Below are 15,586 nucleotides of genomic sequence, written 5' to 3'. Positions count from 1 at the left end.
ACATAAATACGTGTTGGTTCCATTGCAACGTCTGCAAGCGGGCGACCATCCACGATTTGAGTCAGGTCAACGTTTTTTACGTCAAGAATTTTACGAAGAAGAGAGTAACCGTTTGAATGTGCACCAGAAGAGGCTACACCTACTAAAACGTCACCTGCTTTGACTTTAGAGCCATCAATAATTTTGCTTTGCTCAACTACACCTACACAGAAACCTGCAAGGTCATAGTCTTCACCTTCATACATGCCTGGCATTTCAGCAGTTTCACCGCCTACAAGTGCACAGCCAGCAAGCTCACAACCCGCACCAATACCTGTCACTACATTTGCTGCAACATCAACATTGAGGTGACCCGTTGCATAGTAATCGAGGAAGAATAATGGTTCAGCACCACAAACCAAAAGATCGTTTACACACATTGCAACCAGGTCTTGACCAATTGTGTCATGACGGTTTAAGTTGAGTGCTAAACGTAATTTTGTACCTACACCATCCGTGCCAGATACGAGAACAGGTTCTTCATAACCTTTAGGAATTTTACAAAGTGCGCCAAAGCCACCTAGACCGCCCATAACTTCAGGACGTTTCGTGCGCTTAGCGACAGATTTGATTCGATCGACTAATGCGTCGCCCGCTTCGATGTCGACACCCGCATCTTTGTAGCTTAAACCAGTGTTTGGGGTAGAAGTTGAGTTGCTCATAATGAAGTCTCCGCATTCGCGCCGCGATTATACCCGAATATACGAAACTCTTATGTTATTTATGCGCTAAAATGCTATCTTTATTCAAATATTTTAATGTCTAGAACAAATAAACTGAAAAAAGGCGAGTTTCTATGGTCGATCGCACCTCACGACGCATTTTTATACTTGCAGCAATCGCATTCATCCTTTGGGTTCTGTATTTACTTAAACCTGTGGTGTTGCCTTTTATTGGAGCATTTTTAATTGCTTATTTGTTCAGTCCATTGGTCGATAAATTACATAGAATAGGCTTGCCGAGATGGCTGGCAATTAGTGTGGTATTTGTAGGGATTGGGGTCGTACTGACTTGGGCGATGTGGTATCTGGTTCCATTGGTCTGGAAACAGCTCATGTATGCCAAGACTAGTATTCCTGCAGGTATTCACTGGGTGAACTATACCTTCCTGCCTTGGTTGTCGCATACATTTAATTTGATGCCGATGGAAATAGATACCGAGCAGATGTCCTCTGCCATTATGGATTACATTCAAACCAATTATAGTGCAGACAGTATTCAGGCTCTGGTACTGAAAGTTGCCCAGTCTGGCCTGAATTTTATTCAAATTGGCGGAACGATCATATTAATCCCGATTATTGCCTTTTATTTCCTGCTGGATTGGGATCGCATGCTAGACAGCCTACGCCGTCTGATTCCTCGTCCCTATGAAAAGACAACTTTAAACATTGTAGGTGAATGTCATAGTGTTTTAGGTGCCTTTGTTAAAGGTCAATTCTTGGTGATGCTTTTGCTCGGCGTGGTCTATGCAGTAGGTTTGCAAATGATTGGACTGGAAGTCGGTCTGATTATTGGCATGATTGCAGGTTTGTCCAGTATTATTCCTTATCTGGGTTTTGCGGTGGGAATTATTGCCGCTGTGATCGCCACACTATTTCAATTTGGTCTCGACTGGACCCATCTTGCCTTGGTGGGTGTGGTTTTTATGGTGGGTCAGATGGTAGAAGGTTATATTCTGCAACCCTTTCTGTTGGGCGATAAAATTGGCCTATCACCAGTTGCGGTAGTGTTTGCAGTATTGGCTGGTGCCCAGCTTGCCGGCTTTCTGGGAATGCTGATTGCTTTGCCTGTAGCAGCCATCATTGTTGTCCTGTTGCGTCACGTACGCGAATGTTATGAAAAGAGCCATATTTATAGACCGCCTCAGGTATTGATACAGAATACGGATATAGGGTCGGTTTCAATTGAAAGCGAAGAGGTAGATGTGGAGGTCGAGCTAAAAGATCGTCCTTCAAAAAATCTGCAAGATGCTGAAAAATCGAGTAAGATTGAATCGATAGATCATAAAGAACCTTAAGGTTAAAACTCAAATATGCGTCAATTGCAACTTGATATTGAACCTCAACTGGATGCCAGAATTAGCGATTTTTCTGGTCCGGGATGGGGTCATGTGATCGATGCAGTTCGGCAACTCCATGCCGGTTTAATGAACCGCTTTTATGTCTATGGCGGTGCGGGATCTGGCAAGAGTCATTTGCTTTCTGCTATTTGTGATTCTTATCTAGAAGTTGGCAAATCGGCAATTCAGGTTTCACTGCTGGAATTGCTGGATGCACCTACTGAAGCGATTACTTCATTAGATCAATATGATCTGGTTGCACTTGATGATATTGAAGCAATTAGTGGGGTTCCACATTGGCAAAAAGCAGTCTTTCACTTAATTAATTACAATAATGAAGGTGGCGGACAGCTGGTTTTTTCGTCGCGTATGGCACCCATTGAGTTAAAACTTGAACTTCCAGATTTACAGTCACGCTTGACTCAGGCAGTCAGTGTTAAAGTGCCATCGGGGAGTTTATATGCTGACCGTTATGCATTGGTGAACTCGGTGTTGTCACGTCGCGGAATTCATATTGATCAGCAGATCATTGATTATTTATTGGTCCATGGACCTCATCAGACTTCGGTTTTACTGCAGACTTTAGAACAGCTTATTCAACTGTTAAAAGGTGAAAAAACCAGAATCAGTCATGCCAATTTAAGACAAATTTATGCCTTAATCGATGAATATCGGTAAACAATAAAAAATCTTGAGAAATTGTTCAAGCTGTGACAAAGTACAGCAAAATAGTTCGATGTTGCAGGGAATGTGCAACTTAAGAATAAAAATATATAGAAAAATACAAGGAGAAAGGTATGCTCAAACGGAGCATAGGTATAGGGATGTTATGCGTTGCAGGACATGCTTATAGTGCCGACATTATCGTAAATACGACTGAAGATACTAAAAAAGATGACAAGGAATGTTCATTACGTGAAGCAATAGAATACGTTAATTTGGGGTTGCCTGAAGCAGGTCATTTGGGCTGTGGTGGTAAAGGTTCCAGCGCAACCATCGTGCTTGAAAAACAAACAACCTATAAGTTAGATAACCAAATTAAAATTACGGCAGCACTGACTTTAAAAACAGTGTATGACAGCAGTTTTTCAAACGATATAAAGCCAGGTTTAAATAATGCCACGATTAAAATGGTGGGCAAGAATAATATCTTTTATATTGATGATGCAACAAAGGGCCTAGTTCAAGTTAACCTCATTGAAGTGAATTTGCAGGGGTGTGATCAGAGCGTTTGTGCTAGCCAAGGCGGTTTAATTTTTAACAATGAATATCTGGTTTTAGATCATGTGAAATTAACAGGCGGTATCGCAACCCAAGGTGGTGCCATTTACAATGTAGGTGTGCCGACTGAAACAGAATCATTGTCACGTAGTCTAGTTGAAATTAAATACAGTCTGTTTGAAAAAAATAAGGCGGATGAAGGCGCTATTATTTATAGTCAGGTTCCGCAATTTAGAATATCAAATTCTGTTTTTCGAGAAAATGAGACTAATTCAGCAAGCACTGCAAATATATATTCTGCTACAGATTTAGCTAGTACAGCTTTGTCTGTGTTTCCATACATGTCCTATAAAATTGCCAATAGTACTTTTTATAAAAATAAAGGCTGGATAATTAATGTTCGTGATGGTATAGGCTTAAATAACCTAACTGTCATAGGTAATACAGCAGGGATTCAATTTAATGCGCCTGCGCAAAAAGCCTATTTAGCCAATAGTATTGTTTTGGGAAATCCATATCCTATTACTCAGGATAATAACTGTTCTTTTATAAATACCGATAAAACTTATAATCAAAATAATGTCGTGGCGAATAGTTGTACGGCAGGCGACAGTCTATATCCAAATGATATCTGGACTGGTACACAGCTCATTGCAGGTGATGCATTAGATGGAAAATGTAAAACATTAAGTGAAGATCCGGACTCATTATTATGTCCTTATTTTCAATCTGATAAAGATTTTTTAGGATATTTTCGCCCGCGTATTTTGATGAGCTATAAGAGCCTGGCTGAATCATTATTCATCAATAAAGGTAAATTTCAGGTTGATTCAACTTCCAAAGTGATGGGATGTGAAAGCATAGATCAGCGTGATAATGCACGTGATGAAGATAATGATTTATGCGATCGTGGTGCAATTGAAATTGTGGTACCCAGCACAACAGGACTTGTGGGTGAAGATTTAATTATAGGGGAAACTGCCAAAATTTCAGTAGTTAGTTATCTTAGTGATAGTGATTTGGTGCCAAAAGAAGAATGTGATGCCATATTAGGTCAAAATCCTACAGGTGAAGCATGGCAAGCAGGTTGTTTGCAAGTGGTACAGACACAAACACCTTCCAAAGGTAAGCTGAATATTAATGAAGATGGAACGCTGGTTTATACACCTCAAGGTAGTTGGCATGGTGCAGATATTTTTAAAATCCGGCTGGTGACTTCATCTACGCGTTTTAATAAAACCAAACCCTATATGGAAGTGAATGTGAATGTTGTACAGGCACCGCAAAATGCTATGGAAAGTAAGAGTGTGAACACATCAGGTGGTTCTGTTGGATTCTTCAGTCTATTTGGCATATTAGGTTTAGTTGGATTACGCCGGTATAAAAAATAATTAAGGATGATCTATGAAAAATTATAAAAAAGGATTGCTCACTGCCATGATATTGTCTGCGATGTCATTAATGGCAGCAGAACAGAAAACAATTTTTGTGAATACCTTCGATGATGAAGATAATACCAATCCCAATAAATGTTCATTGCGTGAAGCAATTAAAGCTGCCAGTTTAGATAAGGCTTATGGTGGCTGTACGCCAGGTAATACTGTCAGAGGGCAAAAAGATTATATTCAGCTTGAAGAGGGTGAATATATCCTTAATAGCGAATTAACGCCAGAATCAGAAATTTACATTTATGGAAAATTACCTGTTGATTATTCAACAAAAGATGTCTTAACCAATGAGTATCCAGCACGTCAAAATTTAAAAACTAAAATCAGTGCAAAAGATAAATCACGGATTTTCAATACTATCGACAGGGAATCAACACTGTCTTTATATAATGTTGCTCTAGATAGGGGAGCTTCAAGTGAAGTGGGGGGAGCATTGCTGATCGGTGGTTCCTTAAATATGACCAATAGTGCTATTTTAAACTCAGCTTCCGCTAAGGATGGCGGAGCAATTTATTTCGTCGCCCATAAACCAGAAAATCAAATTAATTTAAGCGGTACACTTATACAAGGTAATAGCGCAACTGAAGGTAGTGTTATTGCGATGGACTGCATGGCAAATTTGGGAAAAACAAATGCGATTATTAAAATTGATAAAAGCAGTATTGTGGAAAATGGTTCAGCAGCCAGTCTGAGTACAATCGATTTATGTGGTAGTTCAAGTGTAAGCATCACAGCAAGTACAATTGCGAAGAACACAGCAAATAGCAGTAATGGCAGTATTATTCGTGTTCTAAATACTGCAGATCATCGTTTAAGTCCAGGTTCCGAATTATTACTGCATAGTAATACCATCGTTGAAAATAATGCTCATAGTACTTTGTATTATGATGATACGGGTAGCATTTCTTTAAATTTCAATATCTTGGCTTATAATGCTGGTAAGTCATGTCGTTATGCACTAAATAATGGCGATTTGACAACTACTAAGCGTGTTATCTACGCTTATCAAAATGCGTTGCAGCTAGATCCTGGAACAGGACAGTGTGATTTACCGACAGCATCTACTGCTGGTAATACAAGTCTTAATACCAATATTAATTTAGGTTCAATCAGTATGGCGACAGTTCTGTCACCATATCAAGCTGCATCTAAATATAATTTATTTTTACCGATGTATTATCCGATTGATAATCAGAATACTACTGATTTAGTTAATACAGGTATGTCGGAATGTAGTGCCACAGATCAACGTAATTTGGCGCGTATTACAGATACTACCCATATATTAGATCCCAACTTAAATAACACCTGTGATATTGGCTCGATTGAACGCATGCGTTTAACTGCAGCTGATACGACAACGCTAACAAATAGATCTTATATAGCACTCATTTCAGATTATCAAACGCAAATTGATAAACTCAAAGAATATCTTGCTGATCCTGAGGCAGATAAAGAACTTAGAGTAAAGGATCAAGAAGACTTAACAAAATTTGAAGACTTAAAAAAATTTACCGAACAGTATGCTCAGTATCGTGCCATCTATTTTGATCCTTTTTCAAATGCTTTACCAAGTGAAGAAGCTGCCTCGGATATGGCTGGTGCAATACAACTTAAAGCACTTAATACCAATAACTATACAATAACGACCTATAACTATGGTATTGGCGAGTTTGTTGAAAAAAGCGGGGGAGGATTCGAGTTTGCCGGAACTGCTGATCCTAACTTTAAGTGTGAATGGAAAGAGGATCTAAAACAAATCATCATTTATCGTACGGATGGCCGAGTAGTAGATGGGCATGGTTACTGTTCATATACTATTACGTCTAAACAAGACAGTGCAGTCAAGTCTACTGGACTGATAACGGCAAATTTTGTCAATATTGCACCTATAGCAGAAAATGATACCTATTCAATTACTCCAAGTTCGAATTCAGTACTTAGCGTTAATCCATTAACCAATGATAGTGATGATGGGGATGGACCAACAAATCATCTAACTATTAATAAGAATGTATTTTATAAAAATGATCAGGGAGTTGAGTTACCGATACGTCTATCGACCATTCCTGCTGGTTTAATTGTGAATGCGGATCGTAAAGGTCCATGCCCAGGTAATTATATCAAAGACACCTGTTATGGTGGACAATTGTACTTTGAAGTGAAAAATAATTTTAGTCAGTTTGATTATGAACTGGATTATAATATTTTTGATGCAGAAGGAATGTCGTCAAATAATGCGAAAATTTACTTACTCAACACTGAAAAGAATACGAACAATGAAGCATCTGGAGGAGGCGGAAGTCTAGGGATATATAGTATTTTAGGCTTAGCTGGTCTTGCTTTATTTAGAAATCGTCGCAAGAAATAATATTCTAATCAAAAAAATGCCTCATTGATGAGGCATTTTTTATTTTTAAATTAAGGCTATTAATGAACAGCGATTAGAAATGATTAAAATAGAGCTGCTTGAAGAAATAACTAAACTAAAAACACCAAATAAAAGAATCTTTATCTTTTGATAACCCTTGTCTATTTAGTGACTAGTTATTTGGGGTTGCAAATATTTACTGATATATTCTGCGCGAATAAGTGGACGCTCTTCAGGTGTTGCCTTTTGCATACGGCTACCCAACTCTTTGCGTTCCTGACTACTCATTTTTTGCCAGGTTTCACGCATTTTTTGTTTTTCTTGCTCGGGAAGCTGGGTAAACCAATCCATACGTTGCTGTAAGGTTGTGCCTTGGGCTTCAGGTAATTCTTTAAGTGACTGGTAACGTTGAATGAGCGCGCGCTGTTCACTATCAGACAATGTTTCCCAGGTTTCTGCCACTTGTGTGTCAGCATCTTTGGAAAAAATCCAAAAACGTTCGAAACCAGCAAAACTGGTTTGTAAAAATCCGAGTGCACAAAAAGCAAATGCTAATTTTTTAGCTGCCATGTGGAGCCTTATCCTCACCTAAAACCATTAACATTTCCAAATCTTCAACCATTTGCGGGGATAGTTTTGGAGTCACTACAACTTGATTTTGAGGTTTTGTTGACATTTCAATGGAATTTGGCAGTACCACGAAACCTGCAATTGCTGCAGCAAGCGCAAAACCTGACATTTTCCAAAGTCCATAACGTGATGTTTCTCGTGCCTGAATTTCTTCAATGACATGATTCATCACCACAGGTTTGGCTTTGTGATGTTGTGCGAGTCCATCGAGTTTGGAAGTAACTTTTTTTAAGAAATCATCTTGTTTCATTCGGATGACCCTCCACGATATGGATTCAAATGTGCTAAAGAAGCTCGGAGACCTTGAATAGCACGGTGATAATGGGTTTTTACACTACCTTCACTGCACTCCATGATTTGTGCAGTGGTGTGTGTATCAAAACCTTCCCAAGCACGCAGCATGAAAGCTTGTTGCTGGCGAACAGGAAGCTGAGCGATAGCTTCTTGTATTTCTTCGGCAGTCACGGCTTGATCAAGAAAATCGAATGGACTAGGTGTACTTTCATCAACAATATCATTCAGTTCGATATCGTCATCATCCAAGCTGACCTTTTTAAAAAAAGAAAAAGGTTGTGCTCGGCGGACTTCTTTTCTACGCCAGTCTTGTAGTTTATGATTCAAAATGGTGTAAAACAGGGGATACCACTCATCAGTCGACTTATCTGCATATGCCTTATGCAAGGAAATAAAAGCTTCCTGCACGAGATCCATCGCAATGCCTTGTTGACCTTGAGTTGCGCTTTCCATCATCACTAAAGCACGTCCAGTCACATCCTGCATAAAAATTTTCAGGCGTTGTTCAGCCGTACTCTTGAGAGTACTCAAATTTTCCGACTGAGACGACTTCGGTGCTGAATCCATAGAGATGGAAAATCCTGTCATTGGATACCCACCATTATTTCCATATTCATAATCTCTATAACGTTGGAAATAATGGTTTGGTTGACAAAAAAATTATTATTTTTCTAGTGTAATCTATTTTTAAACATGGATGAGGGATGCTTAAAATAAAGTAACGAAAGATCAGATTTATAAACGTTGGCGTACCATTTCAAAGAAACATACAGACCCTGCAATAGCAACGTTTAAAGATTCCTGTCCACCCGGTTGAGGGATGGAAACTGCTTGTGCATGAGCAAGCGCGTAATCCGACACACCTTGACCTTCATTGCCTAAAATCCAGACACAAGATTGGGTGAGATCCTTAGAATATAAGCTTTCGGATTCATGTGAACTGGTCACGTATACAGGAATCTTGAATTGATCCAGAATATCTTCAAGTGCAATATTTTCATAAGTACGTAGTGAAAAATGAGCTCCCATTCCTGCACGAAGTACGCGCGGCGACCAAAGCGAAGCTGAACCTTTGGTACAGACGATTTGTTGAATACCTGCTGCTGCTGCAGAGCGAAGTAAAGTACCGACATTTCCCGGATCTTGAATATTTTCCAGAATCAAGGTGTCTGCTGTGAAATCCAGGGCATGGCGGGACGTGGGTAAATCTACAATCGCAAGACAAGCCAATGTCGTGCCTAGAGTGCTTAAATCCTTGTATAGAGATTCACTGATCACAAAGACTGCACCCTGATATTGTTCAGCAATGCGATCAAAATCAGGATGATTTAATGCCTGTTCAGTGGTAAAAATAGATTTGATTTTTCTATCTTCTGCGAGCCAGGCCAAACATAAGTGGGTGCCTTCAAGTACGGTTTGACCTTGTTTTTTACGATATGAATTTTGCTCAATTAAGCCACGTAAGTGCTTAATTTTAGGATTATCTTTTGATTCTAGAAAAATAGTCGGCATGGGAGATGAGATCCACGGAAGCAAGTCATAAGGACTTACTTCCGCTATAAAAAATTAATTATGGTAGTGAGTTACGAGGTCAACTTCATTTTTTGAACCAATCACCACAGGTACACGTTGATGAAGGTCAGTAGGTTGAATCTCTAGAATACGTACGCGACCCGTGGTAGATGCACCACCTGCCTGTTCCATCAGCATGCTCATCGGGTTTGCTTCATACATTAAACGTAGACGACCGGCCTTTTTCGGATCTTTAGTGTCATATGGGTACATAAAGATACCGCTACGGCAAAGAATACGGTGAATATCACCCACCATACAAGCGACCCAACGCATGTTAAAGTCTTTTTCACGGGGACCTGTTTTCCCTGCAAGCAATTCATCGATATAACGTTTTACAGGTTCTTCCCAGTGGCGTTGGTTAGAAGCATTGATCGCATATTCTTTAGTATCTGCTGCAACCTGAATATTTTCAGAAGTCAGTAAAAATTCTTTAGATTCTGGGTCAAAGGTAAAGAATACAACACCCGCACCAACAGTCAGTGCCATCATGGTTGATGGACCATAAAGAACATAACCTGCAGCGGCCTGATTGGTGCCAGCTTGCATGAAGTCTTCAGCTTTGGTCACTGCATTTTTAGCAGGCAAAATAGAGAAAATTGTGCCGACACACATGTTGATGTCAATGTTGCTTGAACCATCAAGAGGGTCAAACAGAACAAGGAATTCACCATTTTCTTGGGCAGGCGTGAAATCATCTAGTTCTTCTGACGCTAAACCGCCGACATGAGGATGAACTTTTAGCGCATCAATTAAATAATCATTGGAAATAACATCAAGTTTCTTTTGTTCTTCACCTTGAACGTTTTCGTGTTGTGCACTACCTAGCACACCAGCCAAAGCACCTTTTTGCAATAATTGATCGATGTCTTTACATGTATTACCAATTGTTTCAATAACTTGAGCGAGCTCAGGTGTTAGATTCCCGTTTTGTTGTTGTAAATATTGGGAAAGGGTGAGGTATGACATGACAGGAAAACTCCAATTAGAAAATGATAAAAAATTATCAAAAGAATATGGGCAACTATTTTAGATGAGAATGCAGTAAAAGAACAATTAAACTCGACTATTTGTCGCGATTTTACTCTTGTAAGTTTTGTGGAAAATGCTATGTTGAGGTTTATAGGTTATGGAAAACGTGATAGGAGCACAGTTATGACAACGCAAAAGTTTGATGCGACTCCAACGCCAAATGAAGCTATGAATTTAGAGGATATTTCTGTCGAAAAAGTGAAAGAAGCATGGAAAGGTTATGAGGCTAAACCTGAATACAAAGAATTCAACAAGCACGATCTGATTGAATCCATGCAACATCCAAAAGAAGAAACGAATGAATCTGAGAAGGTTTAAGGTTCTGAGTAAAATATAAAAAAGCGCTCAACTTGAGCGCTTTTTTATGAGAACCATTATTTGAGTAATGGTGGAACTGCTTCGTAGTTAATTTCTACACGGCGGTTTTCTTTCCATGCATTTTCATCATGACCTGCATTAATCGGCATTTCCTTACCATAACTTACCGCTTCCAATTGGGTTGCAGCAACGCCGTTGGTAATTAGGAAGCTTTCTACCGCTTTAGCACGACGCTCACCCAAAGCCATGTTGTATTCACGTGTGCCGCGCTCATCGGTATGACCTGTTAAAGCCACTTTTGAGTTGGCATTGGCTACAAGGAATTGAGCATGTGCCTGAAGAGTTTGATAGTCTTCATTCGACAGTTCACTGCTGTCATAGTCAAAGTGAACCACACGTTTAGCTAAAAATGCTTTATTCGCAGCAGTGACACCTTTAGAAGAAGCACCTGCCAGGTTTTGTGCATTTAAAGCTGCATCTTCACTTAAACCTTCAGTACTTACGGTGGTGGCTTCACTCGGGTTTTGTCCTGCCTGAATATCAGTGGCAGGTTTACGGCTGGCACAACCTGTCATCACCAAGGCAGTTGCCAAAATAGGAAGCGCGAATAATTGAACTGCTTTCATCTTTATCTCCATGATTATCATTACTTTAGATTAATAAAATTAATTTGAGAAATTGTTATTTAGGCGCCCAGGCCGGTTCACGAACCTCGCCCTGTTCACTTGGTAAATTCATGCGGAAACGACCATCTAGTGACATAATCGACAATAAACCACGATTTCCTTCACGGGTTGCATAAACCACCATTTGACCATTTGGCGAGAAACTTGGTGACTCATCCAGACTGGTTGGGGTAAGAATATTAGTAATACCGCTGTTGATGTCCTGAATGGCCACTTTATAGTTACTGCCACTTGGACGATGGACCAGAGCAATTTTCTTGCCATCTGCACTTAAGGTACCACGGGCATTAAATGCGCCACGGAAGGTTAAACGCTTACTTGTGCTATTGGCAAAACTATAGGTATAGATTTGTGGTGAACCGCCGCGGTCAGAGGTGAAAATAAAAGATTTACCGTCTGGAGCATAACGTGCTTCAGTATCGATGGCACTGTCATTGGTCATACGCTGGAGTTCACGTGTATCCAGATTCATTTGATAGATTTCAGGATTGCCATGCATCGAAGCTGTAAACAGCATGCTCTTGCCATCCGGTGAGAAGCTAGGAGCACCATTTAAACCGCGGAAGCTGGCCAGTTTTTCACGTTTTCCTGTAGCCAGATCCTGTACATAAATGGCTGGACGTTTGGTTTCAAATGAAACGTAAGCAATTTTTTTCGCGTCCGGTGTCCAGGCCGGTGACAAGATAGGATCACGGGACGTCAGAATGGTTTTTGGCTGTTCACCATCGGTATCGGCAATTTGTAGAGTATAACGCTGTTCTGGTGTTGCGGGGTTGCGCAGTACATAGGCAATACGACCGCTAAAATCGCCTGCAATTCCGGTCAATGCCTGATAAATGGCATCACTAATCATGTGACCAGCTTGGCGAATACGTGAAGCAGGTACAGTCAATAATTCATTTAATAGATATTGCTGTTTTTCTACATCATAAAGCTGATAATGAACTTCAAAACTGCCATTATCCGTGGCTTTTACTGTACCTGTTACGACATAAGGCACACCGGCAGCTTTCCATGCCTCGGCATTTGGAGTATTCATACTCGCTGTTGCAGGGAGGTTCTTTGAAGCGCTACTAAATTTACCTGAACGATTCAGGTCATTTTCGACGATTGGATAAATACTTTGATCATTATTAAAAGGAATAATGGCAATTTTTGGCGCTTCTTCAGGTGCCTTAGCAATTTCCAGATGCAATTGTGCATAGGATTGCGTGGCGAATACTGGGCTTAAAGCGGTCAAAATGGTCAGGCAAAGTAGATGTTTACGCGTCATTTCCATCATCTGCTACGTACTCTAAAAAATATAAATTATTGTGAATTTGCTTGCGTCACATAATGGCATGATTTTGAGTGATTGGAAGCACATCATGATGACTAAACTGTTATAAGACTGTGAAAAATGAATAAAATTTTAGCTTTTTTATCGACTGTCCAGTTTAAATGTCAAAAAAAGCCACATCAATCAAAATTTGATGTGGCTTTTATTTATCTGGCCGTAAAGCTGGAAGTAAAGGTTCTCGCTTCACGACGCGCATCGGGATCTGAAGGCATTGGATAAGGTGCAGCTGCCCGAACGGCGGCTTCTACACTGGCTTTCATGTCGGGATCACTTGAGTTAACAATCACGGATTGAACCGAACCGCTATCACTTAAAGTCACACGGGCAGTTGCTTTTTGACCTGATGAACCACTCGGAATATCCCATGCACGTTTGATTTTATTTTCAAAATCACGTTTTGCAGTTGAGGCAATTTTCTTTGCTTCAGCCTTTTGGGTTGCCGCTTCTTCTGCCGCCTGTTTAGCAGATGATGCTCTGGCTTCTTCTACGGCACGCTCACGTGCTTCCGCATCTGCTTTTGCTTTATTGGCAGCGTCCGCTTTAGCTTTATTCGCTGCATCTGCCTTGGCTTTTGCATCAGCTTTAGCTTTATTTGCAGCATCAGTTTTCGCCTTCGCAGCAGCGTCCGCTTTTGCTTTATTGGCCACATCGGCTTTTGCTTTATTCGCTGCATCTATTTTAGCTTTTGCAGCAGCATCCGCTTTGGCCTTGTTAGCCGCATCGGCTTTCGCTTTTGCAGTAGCGTCCGCTTTTGCCTTGTTAGTCGCATCGGCTTTCGCTTTTGCAGTAGCATCGGCTTTGGCCTTTGCGGCAGCTTCAGCGCGCTGTTTATCCGCTTCTGCCTTTCTTAACGCATCCGCTTTGACTTTTTCTACTTTCGCACGTTCAGCCTGATCTGCTTTACGTTTAGCATCTGCTTCCGCTTTTGCAGCAGCATCAGCCTTGGCTTGAGCCGCAGCTTTTGCATTGGCTTTTTCAGCTGCCTCAGCTTGGGCTTTTAATTTATTGGCTGCAGCAACTTTTGCATTTTCCGCAGCTTGTTGCTCAGCTTTTTGCATTGCTTCAGCAGCAGCTTTGGCTTGTTGAGCCGCTTTATTGGTATCAGGTTGTTTTGGTGCCGGTGTCGGAGGTGTAGGTTGAGTAACTGGAATAACCGGAGCAGGTTCCGCACTTGGCTTGGCTGTTTGCTGAACCTGTTCAGCGACTTTTTCATGCGTAGTTTCTGCTGAGTCCGTCTGCTTTAAAGGTTGCGGCGGCAGTAAATCTTCCGGTTTAACTAAAACCGTCGTGATCTTTTTGGGAGGCTCAGGTGGTTTACTCATACCTAAAAAAAGTAAACCAGTCATTGCCACCACATGGACACCGATAGTAAATCCAAGCGCAATCGTTTTTTCTTTAGATTGTGGCTTTGTGAGATCTTTCATAAATTATTTTAATGGCTCAGTCAGTAAACCTACTTGAGTTAATCCTGCATCCTGTAGGGCAGACATGAGTTTCATGACTTCACCATAAGGACGAGATTCACTGCCGTTAATCAGTACACTCATTTGTTTTTTCTGTTCTGAAGCTTCACGTTGCGATTCAGTCAGCACAGCTTTTAATTCATCGAGAGTCAACACGTCATTACTATGTGATTTATCTTCAAGTTTAATGGTGCCATCTGTTTCAAGCGTGACAATGGCAGGGCGGTCTTCAGCCTGCATGGGTGTGCCATTGGCTTGAGGCAAATCGACTTTTACTCCGGTCGTAATCATGGGTGCAGTGACCATAAAAATCACCAAAAGCACCAGCATGACGTCAATATAAGGGACGACATTCATGTCACTTTTTAACGGTTTTTTAATACGCTCGAAGCGTCCGGAACGTTGAATCGCCATCAGTCATTTTCCTGTGTAGAACCCACAGTTTGACGTTGTAATAGCGCCACCATTTCTTCAGCAAATAAAGCACGGTCTGAATAAACTGCTTCACCTTTTGCGGTGTAATGGTTAAAGGCCAACACGGCTGGAATGGCTGCAAACAGGCCAATTGCGGTTGCAATTAATGCTTCGGCAATACCCGGAGCAACGGTTGCCAGTGTAACCTGATCGACATCTGCCAGACCAATAAAGGCATTCATGATCCCCCAAACCGTACCGAACAGGCCGACATAGGGCGCAACTGAACCAATGCTCGCCAAGGCACCCAAACCTTGTTCCAGATTACCCTGGTCACGGCTTAAGCCAACGCGTAACAGACGTTCTGTGCCTTCAATACTTTGCTGGGCCGGCGCATTGCGTTTTTTAAGTTTTAAAAATTCACCCAGGCCTTGATAGAAGATATCTTCCAGACCGACACGTTTGGAATTGAGCTGGGCATTGTTATACAGGGTATTTAATTCGGCACCCGACCAGAAAATTTTTTGAAAATGTTGATCATCGGCCTGGGCTTTTTTATAACTCATATGTAACTTGGCAATCAGATACCAACTATATAGTGATGCCAGAAGCAGCAGCAGCATTACCAGTTGAACCACAGGACTTGCTTGTAAAATAAGATCTGATACGTGTAGCGAAGATTCTAGTTGTGTTGCCATAG

16 protein-coding genes are annotated in these 15,586 nt (G+C 40.9%); 5 read left to right on the top strand and 11 right to left on the bottom strand.

Features of this window, described 5'->3' with window-relative positions; genetic code table 11:
• Window positions 1-701: phosphoribosylformylglycinamidine cyclo-ligase (gene purM / locus B4C48_RS06220; protein ID WP_291354743.1), on the bottom strand; the 701-nt coding region annotated here is incomplete at its 3' end.
• A gap of 134 nt (window positions 702-835) precedes the next feature.
• Here purM and cxpE point away from each other — a divergent pair.
• From cxpE to B4C48_RS06200, 4 genes are all read left to right on the top strand, one after another.
• Complete coding sequence (gene cxpE / locus B4C48_RS06215; RefSeq protein ID WP_291354742.1) at window positions 836-2,056, top strand: chloramphenicol efflux transporter CxpE; 1,221 nt, start codon at window positions 836-838, stop codon at window positions 2,054-2,056.
• Between the two features lie 15 nt (window positions 2,057-2,071).
• Complete coding sequence (hda, locus tag B4C48_RS06210; RefSeq protein ID WP_291354741.1) at window positions 2,072-2,776, top strand: DnaA regulatory inactivator Hda; 705 nt, start codon at window positions 2,072-2,074, stop codon at window positions 2,774-2,776.
• A gap of 119 nt (window positions 2,777-2,895) precedes the next feature.
• Window positions 2,896-4,710, top strand: a complete 1,815-nt coding sequence (rbtA, locus tag B4C48_RS06205; RefSeq protein WP_291354740.1) for a rhombotarget A — start codon at window positions 2,896-2,898, stop codon at window positions 4,708-4,710.
• Window positions 4,711-4,723: 13 nt separating this feature from the next.
• Window positions 4,724-7,138, top strand: coding sequence for a CSLREA domain-containing protein (locus tag B4C48_RS06200; RefSeq protein WP_291354739.1), 2,415 nt, complete (start codon window positions 4,724-4,726; stop codon window positions 7,136-7,138).
• Window positions 7,139-7,303: 165 nt separating this feature from the next.
• On the opposite strand, the gene B4C48_RS06195 is transcribed toward B4C48_RS06200, so the two are convergent.
• From B4C48_RS06195 to B4C48_RS06175, 5 genes are all read right to left on the bottom strand, one after another.
• Window positions 7,304-7,708: a DUF3106 domain-containing protein gene (locus tag B4C48_RS06195; RefSeq protein ID WP_291354738.1), complete on the bottom strand. Its 405-nt coding sequence runs from the start codon at window positions 7,706-7,708 to the stop codon at window positions 7,304-7,306.
• A complete protein-coding gene (locus tag B4C48_RS06190; protein WP_291354737.1) occupies window positions 7,698-8,018 on the bottom strand; it encodes a hypothetical protein in 321 nt (106 codons plus the stop codon). Before B4C48_RS06190 ends, B4C48_RS06195 begins: the two co-directional genes overlap by 11 nt.
• A complete protein-coding gene (locus tag B4C48_RS06185; protein WP_291354801.1) occupies window positions 8,015-8,629 on the bottom strand; it encodes an RNA polymerase sigma factor in 615 nt (204 codons plus the stop codon). Before B4C48_RS06185 ends, B4C48_RS06190 begins: the two co-directional genes overlap by 4 nt.
• Before the next feature lie 168 nt (window positions 8,630-8,797).
• Complete coding sequence (locus tag B4C48_RS06180) at window positions 8,798-9,574, bottom strand: TrmH family RNA methyltransferase (RefSeq protein WP_291354736.1); 777 nt, start codon at window positions 9,572-9,574, stop codon at window positions 8,798-8,800.
• A gap of 54 nt (window positions 9,575-9,628) precedes the next feature.
• Window positions 9,629-10,603, bottom strand: coding sequence for a class 1 fructose-bisphosphatase (locus tag B4C48_RS06175; RefSeq protein ID WP_291354735.1), 975 nt, complete (start codon window positions 10,601-10,603; stop codon window positions 9,629-9,631).
• A 186-nt stretch (window positions 10,604-10,789) separates the two neighbouring features.
• Between B4C48_RS06175 and B4C48_RS06170 the strand changes: the two genes are divergently transcribed.
• On the top strand, window positions 10,790-10,984 hold the full coding sequence (locus tag B4C48_RS06170) for an NF038105 family protein (RefSeq protein ID WP_291354734.1): 195 nt from the start codon (window positions 10,790-10,792) through the stop codon (window positions 10,982-10,984).
• A 56-nt stretch (window positions 10,985-11,040) separates the two neighbouring features.
• Here B4C48_RS06170 and pal read toward each other — a convergent pair whose 3' ends face one another.
• From pal to tolQ, 5 genes are all read right to left on the bottom strand, one after another.
• Window positions 11,041-11,610 (bottom strand): peptidoglycan-associated lipoprotein Pal, encoded by a 570-nt coding sequence (gene pal / locus B4C48_RS06165; RefSeq protein ID WP_291354733.1) that lies wholly within the window; start codon window positions 11,608-11,610, stop codon window positions 11,041-11,043.
• 55 nt (window positions 11,611-11,665) lie between these two features.
• Window positions 11,666-12,949 (bottom strand): Tol-Pal system beta propeller repeat protein TolB, encoded by a 1,284-nt coding sequence (gene tolB / locus B4C48_RS06160; RefSeq protein ID WP_291354800.1) that lies wholly within the window; start codon window positions 12,947-12,949, stop codon window positions 11,666-11,668.
• A 206-nt stretch (window positions 12,950-13,155) separates the two neighbouring features.
• On the bottom strand, window positions 13,156-14,433 hold the full coding sequence (gene tolA / locus B4C48_RS06155; protein ID WP_291354732.1) for a cell envelope integrity protein TolA: 1,278 nt from the start codon (window positions 14,431-14,433) through the stop codon (window positions 13,156-13,158).
• 3 nt (window positions 14,434-14,436) lie between these two features.
• On the bottom strand, window positions 14,437-14,886 hold the full coding sequence (tolR, locus tag B4C48_RS06150) for a protein TolR (protein WP_291354731.1): 450 nt from the start codon (window positions 14,884-14,886) through the stop codon (window positions 14,437-14,439).
• A complete protein-coding gene (gene tolQ / locus B4C48_RS06145; protein WP_291354730.1) occupies window positions 14,886-15,584 on the bottom strand; it encodes a protein TolQ in 699 nt (232 codons plus the stop codon). The genes tolR and tolQ overlap by 1 nt, the downstream gene beginning before the upstream one ends.
• Window positions 15,585-15,586: the final 2 nt, after the last annotated feature.

The organism is Acinetobacter sp. UBA3106, assembly GCA_002365595.1.
Taxonomy (GTDB): Bacteria; Pseudomonadota; Gammaproteobacteria; order Pseudomonadales; family Moraxellaceae; genus Acinetobacter.
This window is presented reverse-complemented; position numbering and strand designations above follow the sequence as displayed.

What these genes read in the sequence shown, in the direction of transcription:
- tolQ (WP_291354730.1), bottom strand. Translation starts at nt 15,584, where the DNA reads ATGGCAACACAACTAGAATCTTCGCTACACGTATCAGATCTTATTTTA.
- cxpE (WP_291354742.1), top strand. Translation starts at nt 836, where the DNA reads ATGGTCGATCGCACCTCACGACGCATTTTTATACTTGCAGCAATCGCA.
- tolA (WP_291354732.1), bottom strand. Translation starts at nt 14,433, where the DNA reads ATGAAAGATCTCACAAAGCCACAATCTAAAGAAAAAACGATTGCGCTT.
- B4C48_RS06175 (WP_291354735.1), bottom strand. Translation starts at nt 10,603, where the DNA reads ATGTCATACCTCACCCTTTCCCAATATTTACAACAACAAAACGGGAAT.
- tolB (WP_291354800.1), bottom strand. Translation starts at nt 12,949, where the DNA reads ATGGAAATGACGCGTAAACATCTACTTTGCCTGACCATTTTGACCGCT.
- rbtA (WP_291354740.1), top strand. Translation starts at nt 2,896, where the DNA reads ATGCTCAAACGGAGCATAGGTATAGGGATGTTATGCGTTGCAGGACAT.
- pal (WP_291354733.1), bottom strand. Translation starts at nt 11,610, where the DNA reads ATGAAAGCAGTTCAATTATTCGCGCTTCCTATTTTGGCAACTGCCTTG.
- B4C48_RS06200 (WP_291354739.1), top strand. Translation starts at nt 4,724, where the DNA reads ATGAAAAATTATAAAAAAGGATTGCTCACTGCCATGATATTGTCTGCG.
- B4C48_RS06180 (WP_291354736.1), bottom strand. Translation starts at nt 9,574, where the DNA reads ATGCCGACTATTTTTCTAGAATCAAAAGATAATCCTAAAATTAAGCAC.
- B4C48_RS06195 (WP_291354738.1), bottom strand. Translation starts at nt 7,708, where the DNA reads ATGGCAGCTAAAAAATTAGCATTTGCTTTTTGTGCACTCGGATTTTTA.
- B4C48_RS06185 (WP_291354801.1), bottom strand. Translation starts at nt 8,629, where the DNA reads ATGGATTCAGCACCGAAGTCGTCTCAGTCGGAAAATTTGAGTACTCTC.
- B4C48_RS06190 (WP_291354737.1), bottom strand. Translation starts at nt 8,018, where the DNA reads ATGAAACAAGATGATTTCTTAAAAAAAGTTACTTCCAAACTCGATGGA.
- tolR (WP_291354731.1), bottom strand. Translation starts at nt 14,886, where the DNA reads ATGGCGATTCAACGTTCCGGACGCTTCGAGCGTATTAAAAAACCGTTA.
- hda (WP_291354741.1), top strand. Translation starts at nt 2,072, where the DNA reads ATGCGTCAATTGCAACTTGATATTGAACCTCAACTGGATGCCAGAATT.
- B4C48_RS06170 (WP_291354734.1), top strand. Translation starts at nt 10,790, where the DNA reads ATGACAACGCAAAAGTTTGATGCGACTCCAACGCCAAATGAAGCTATG.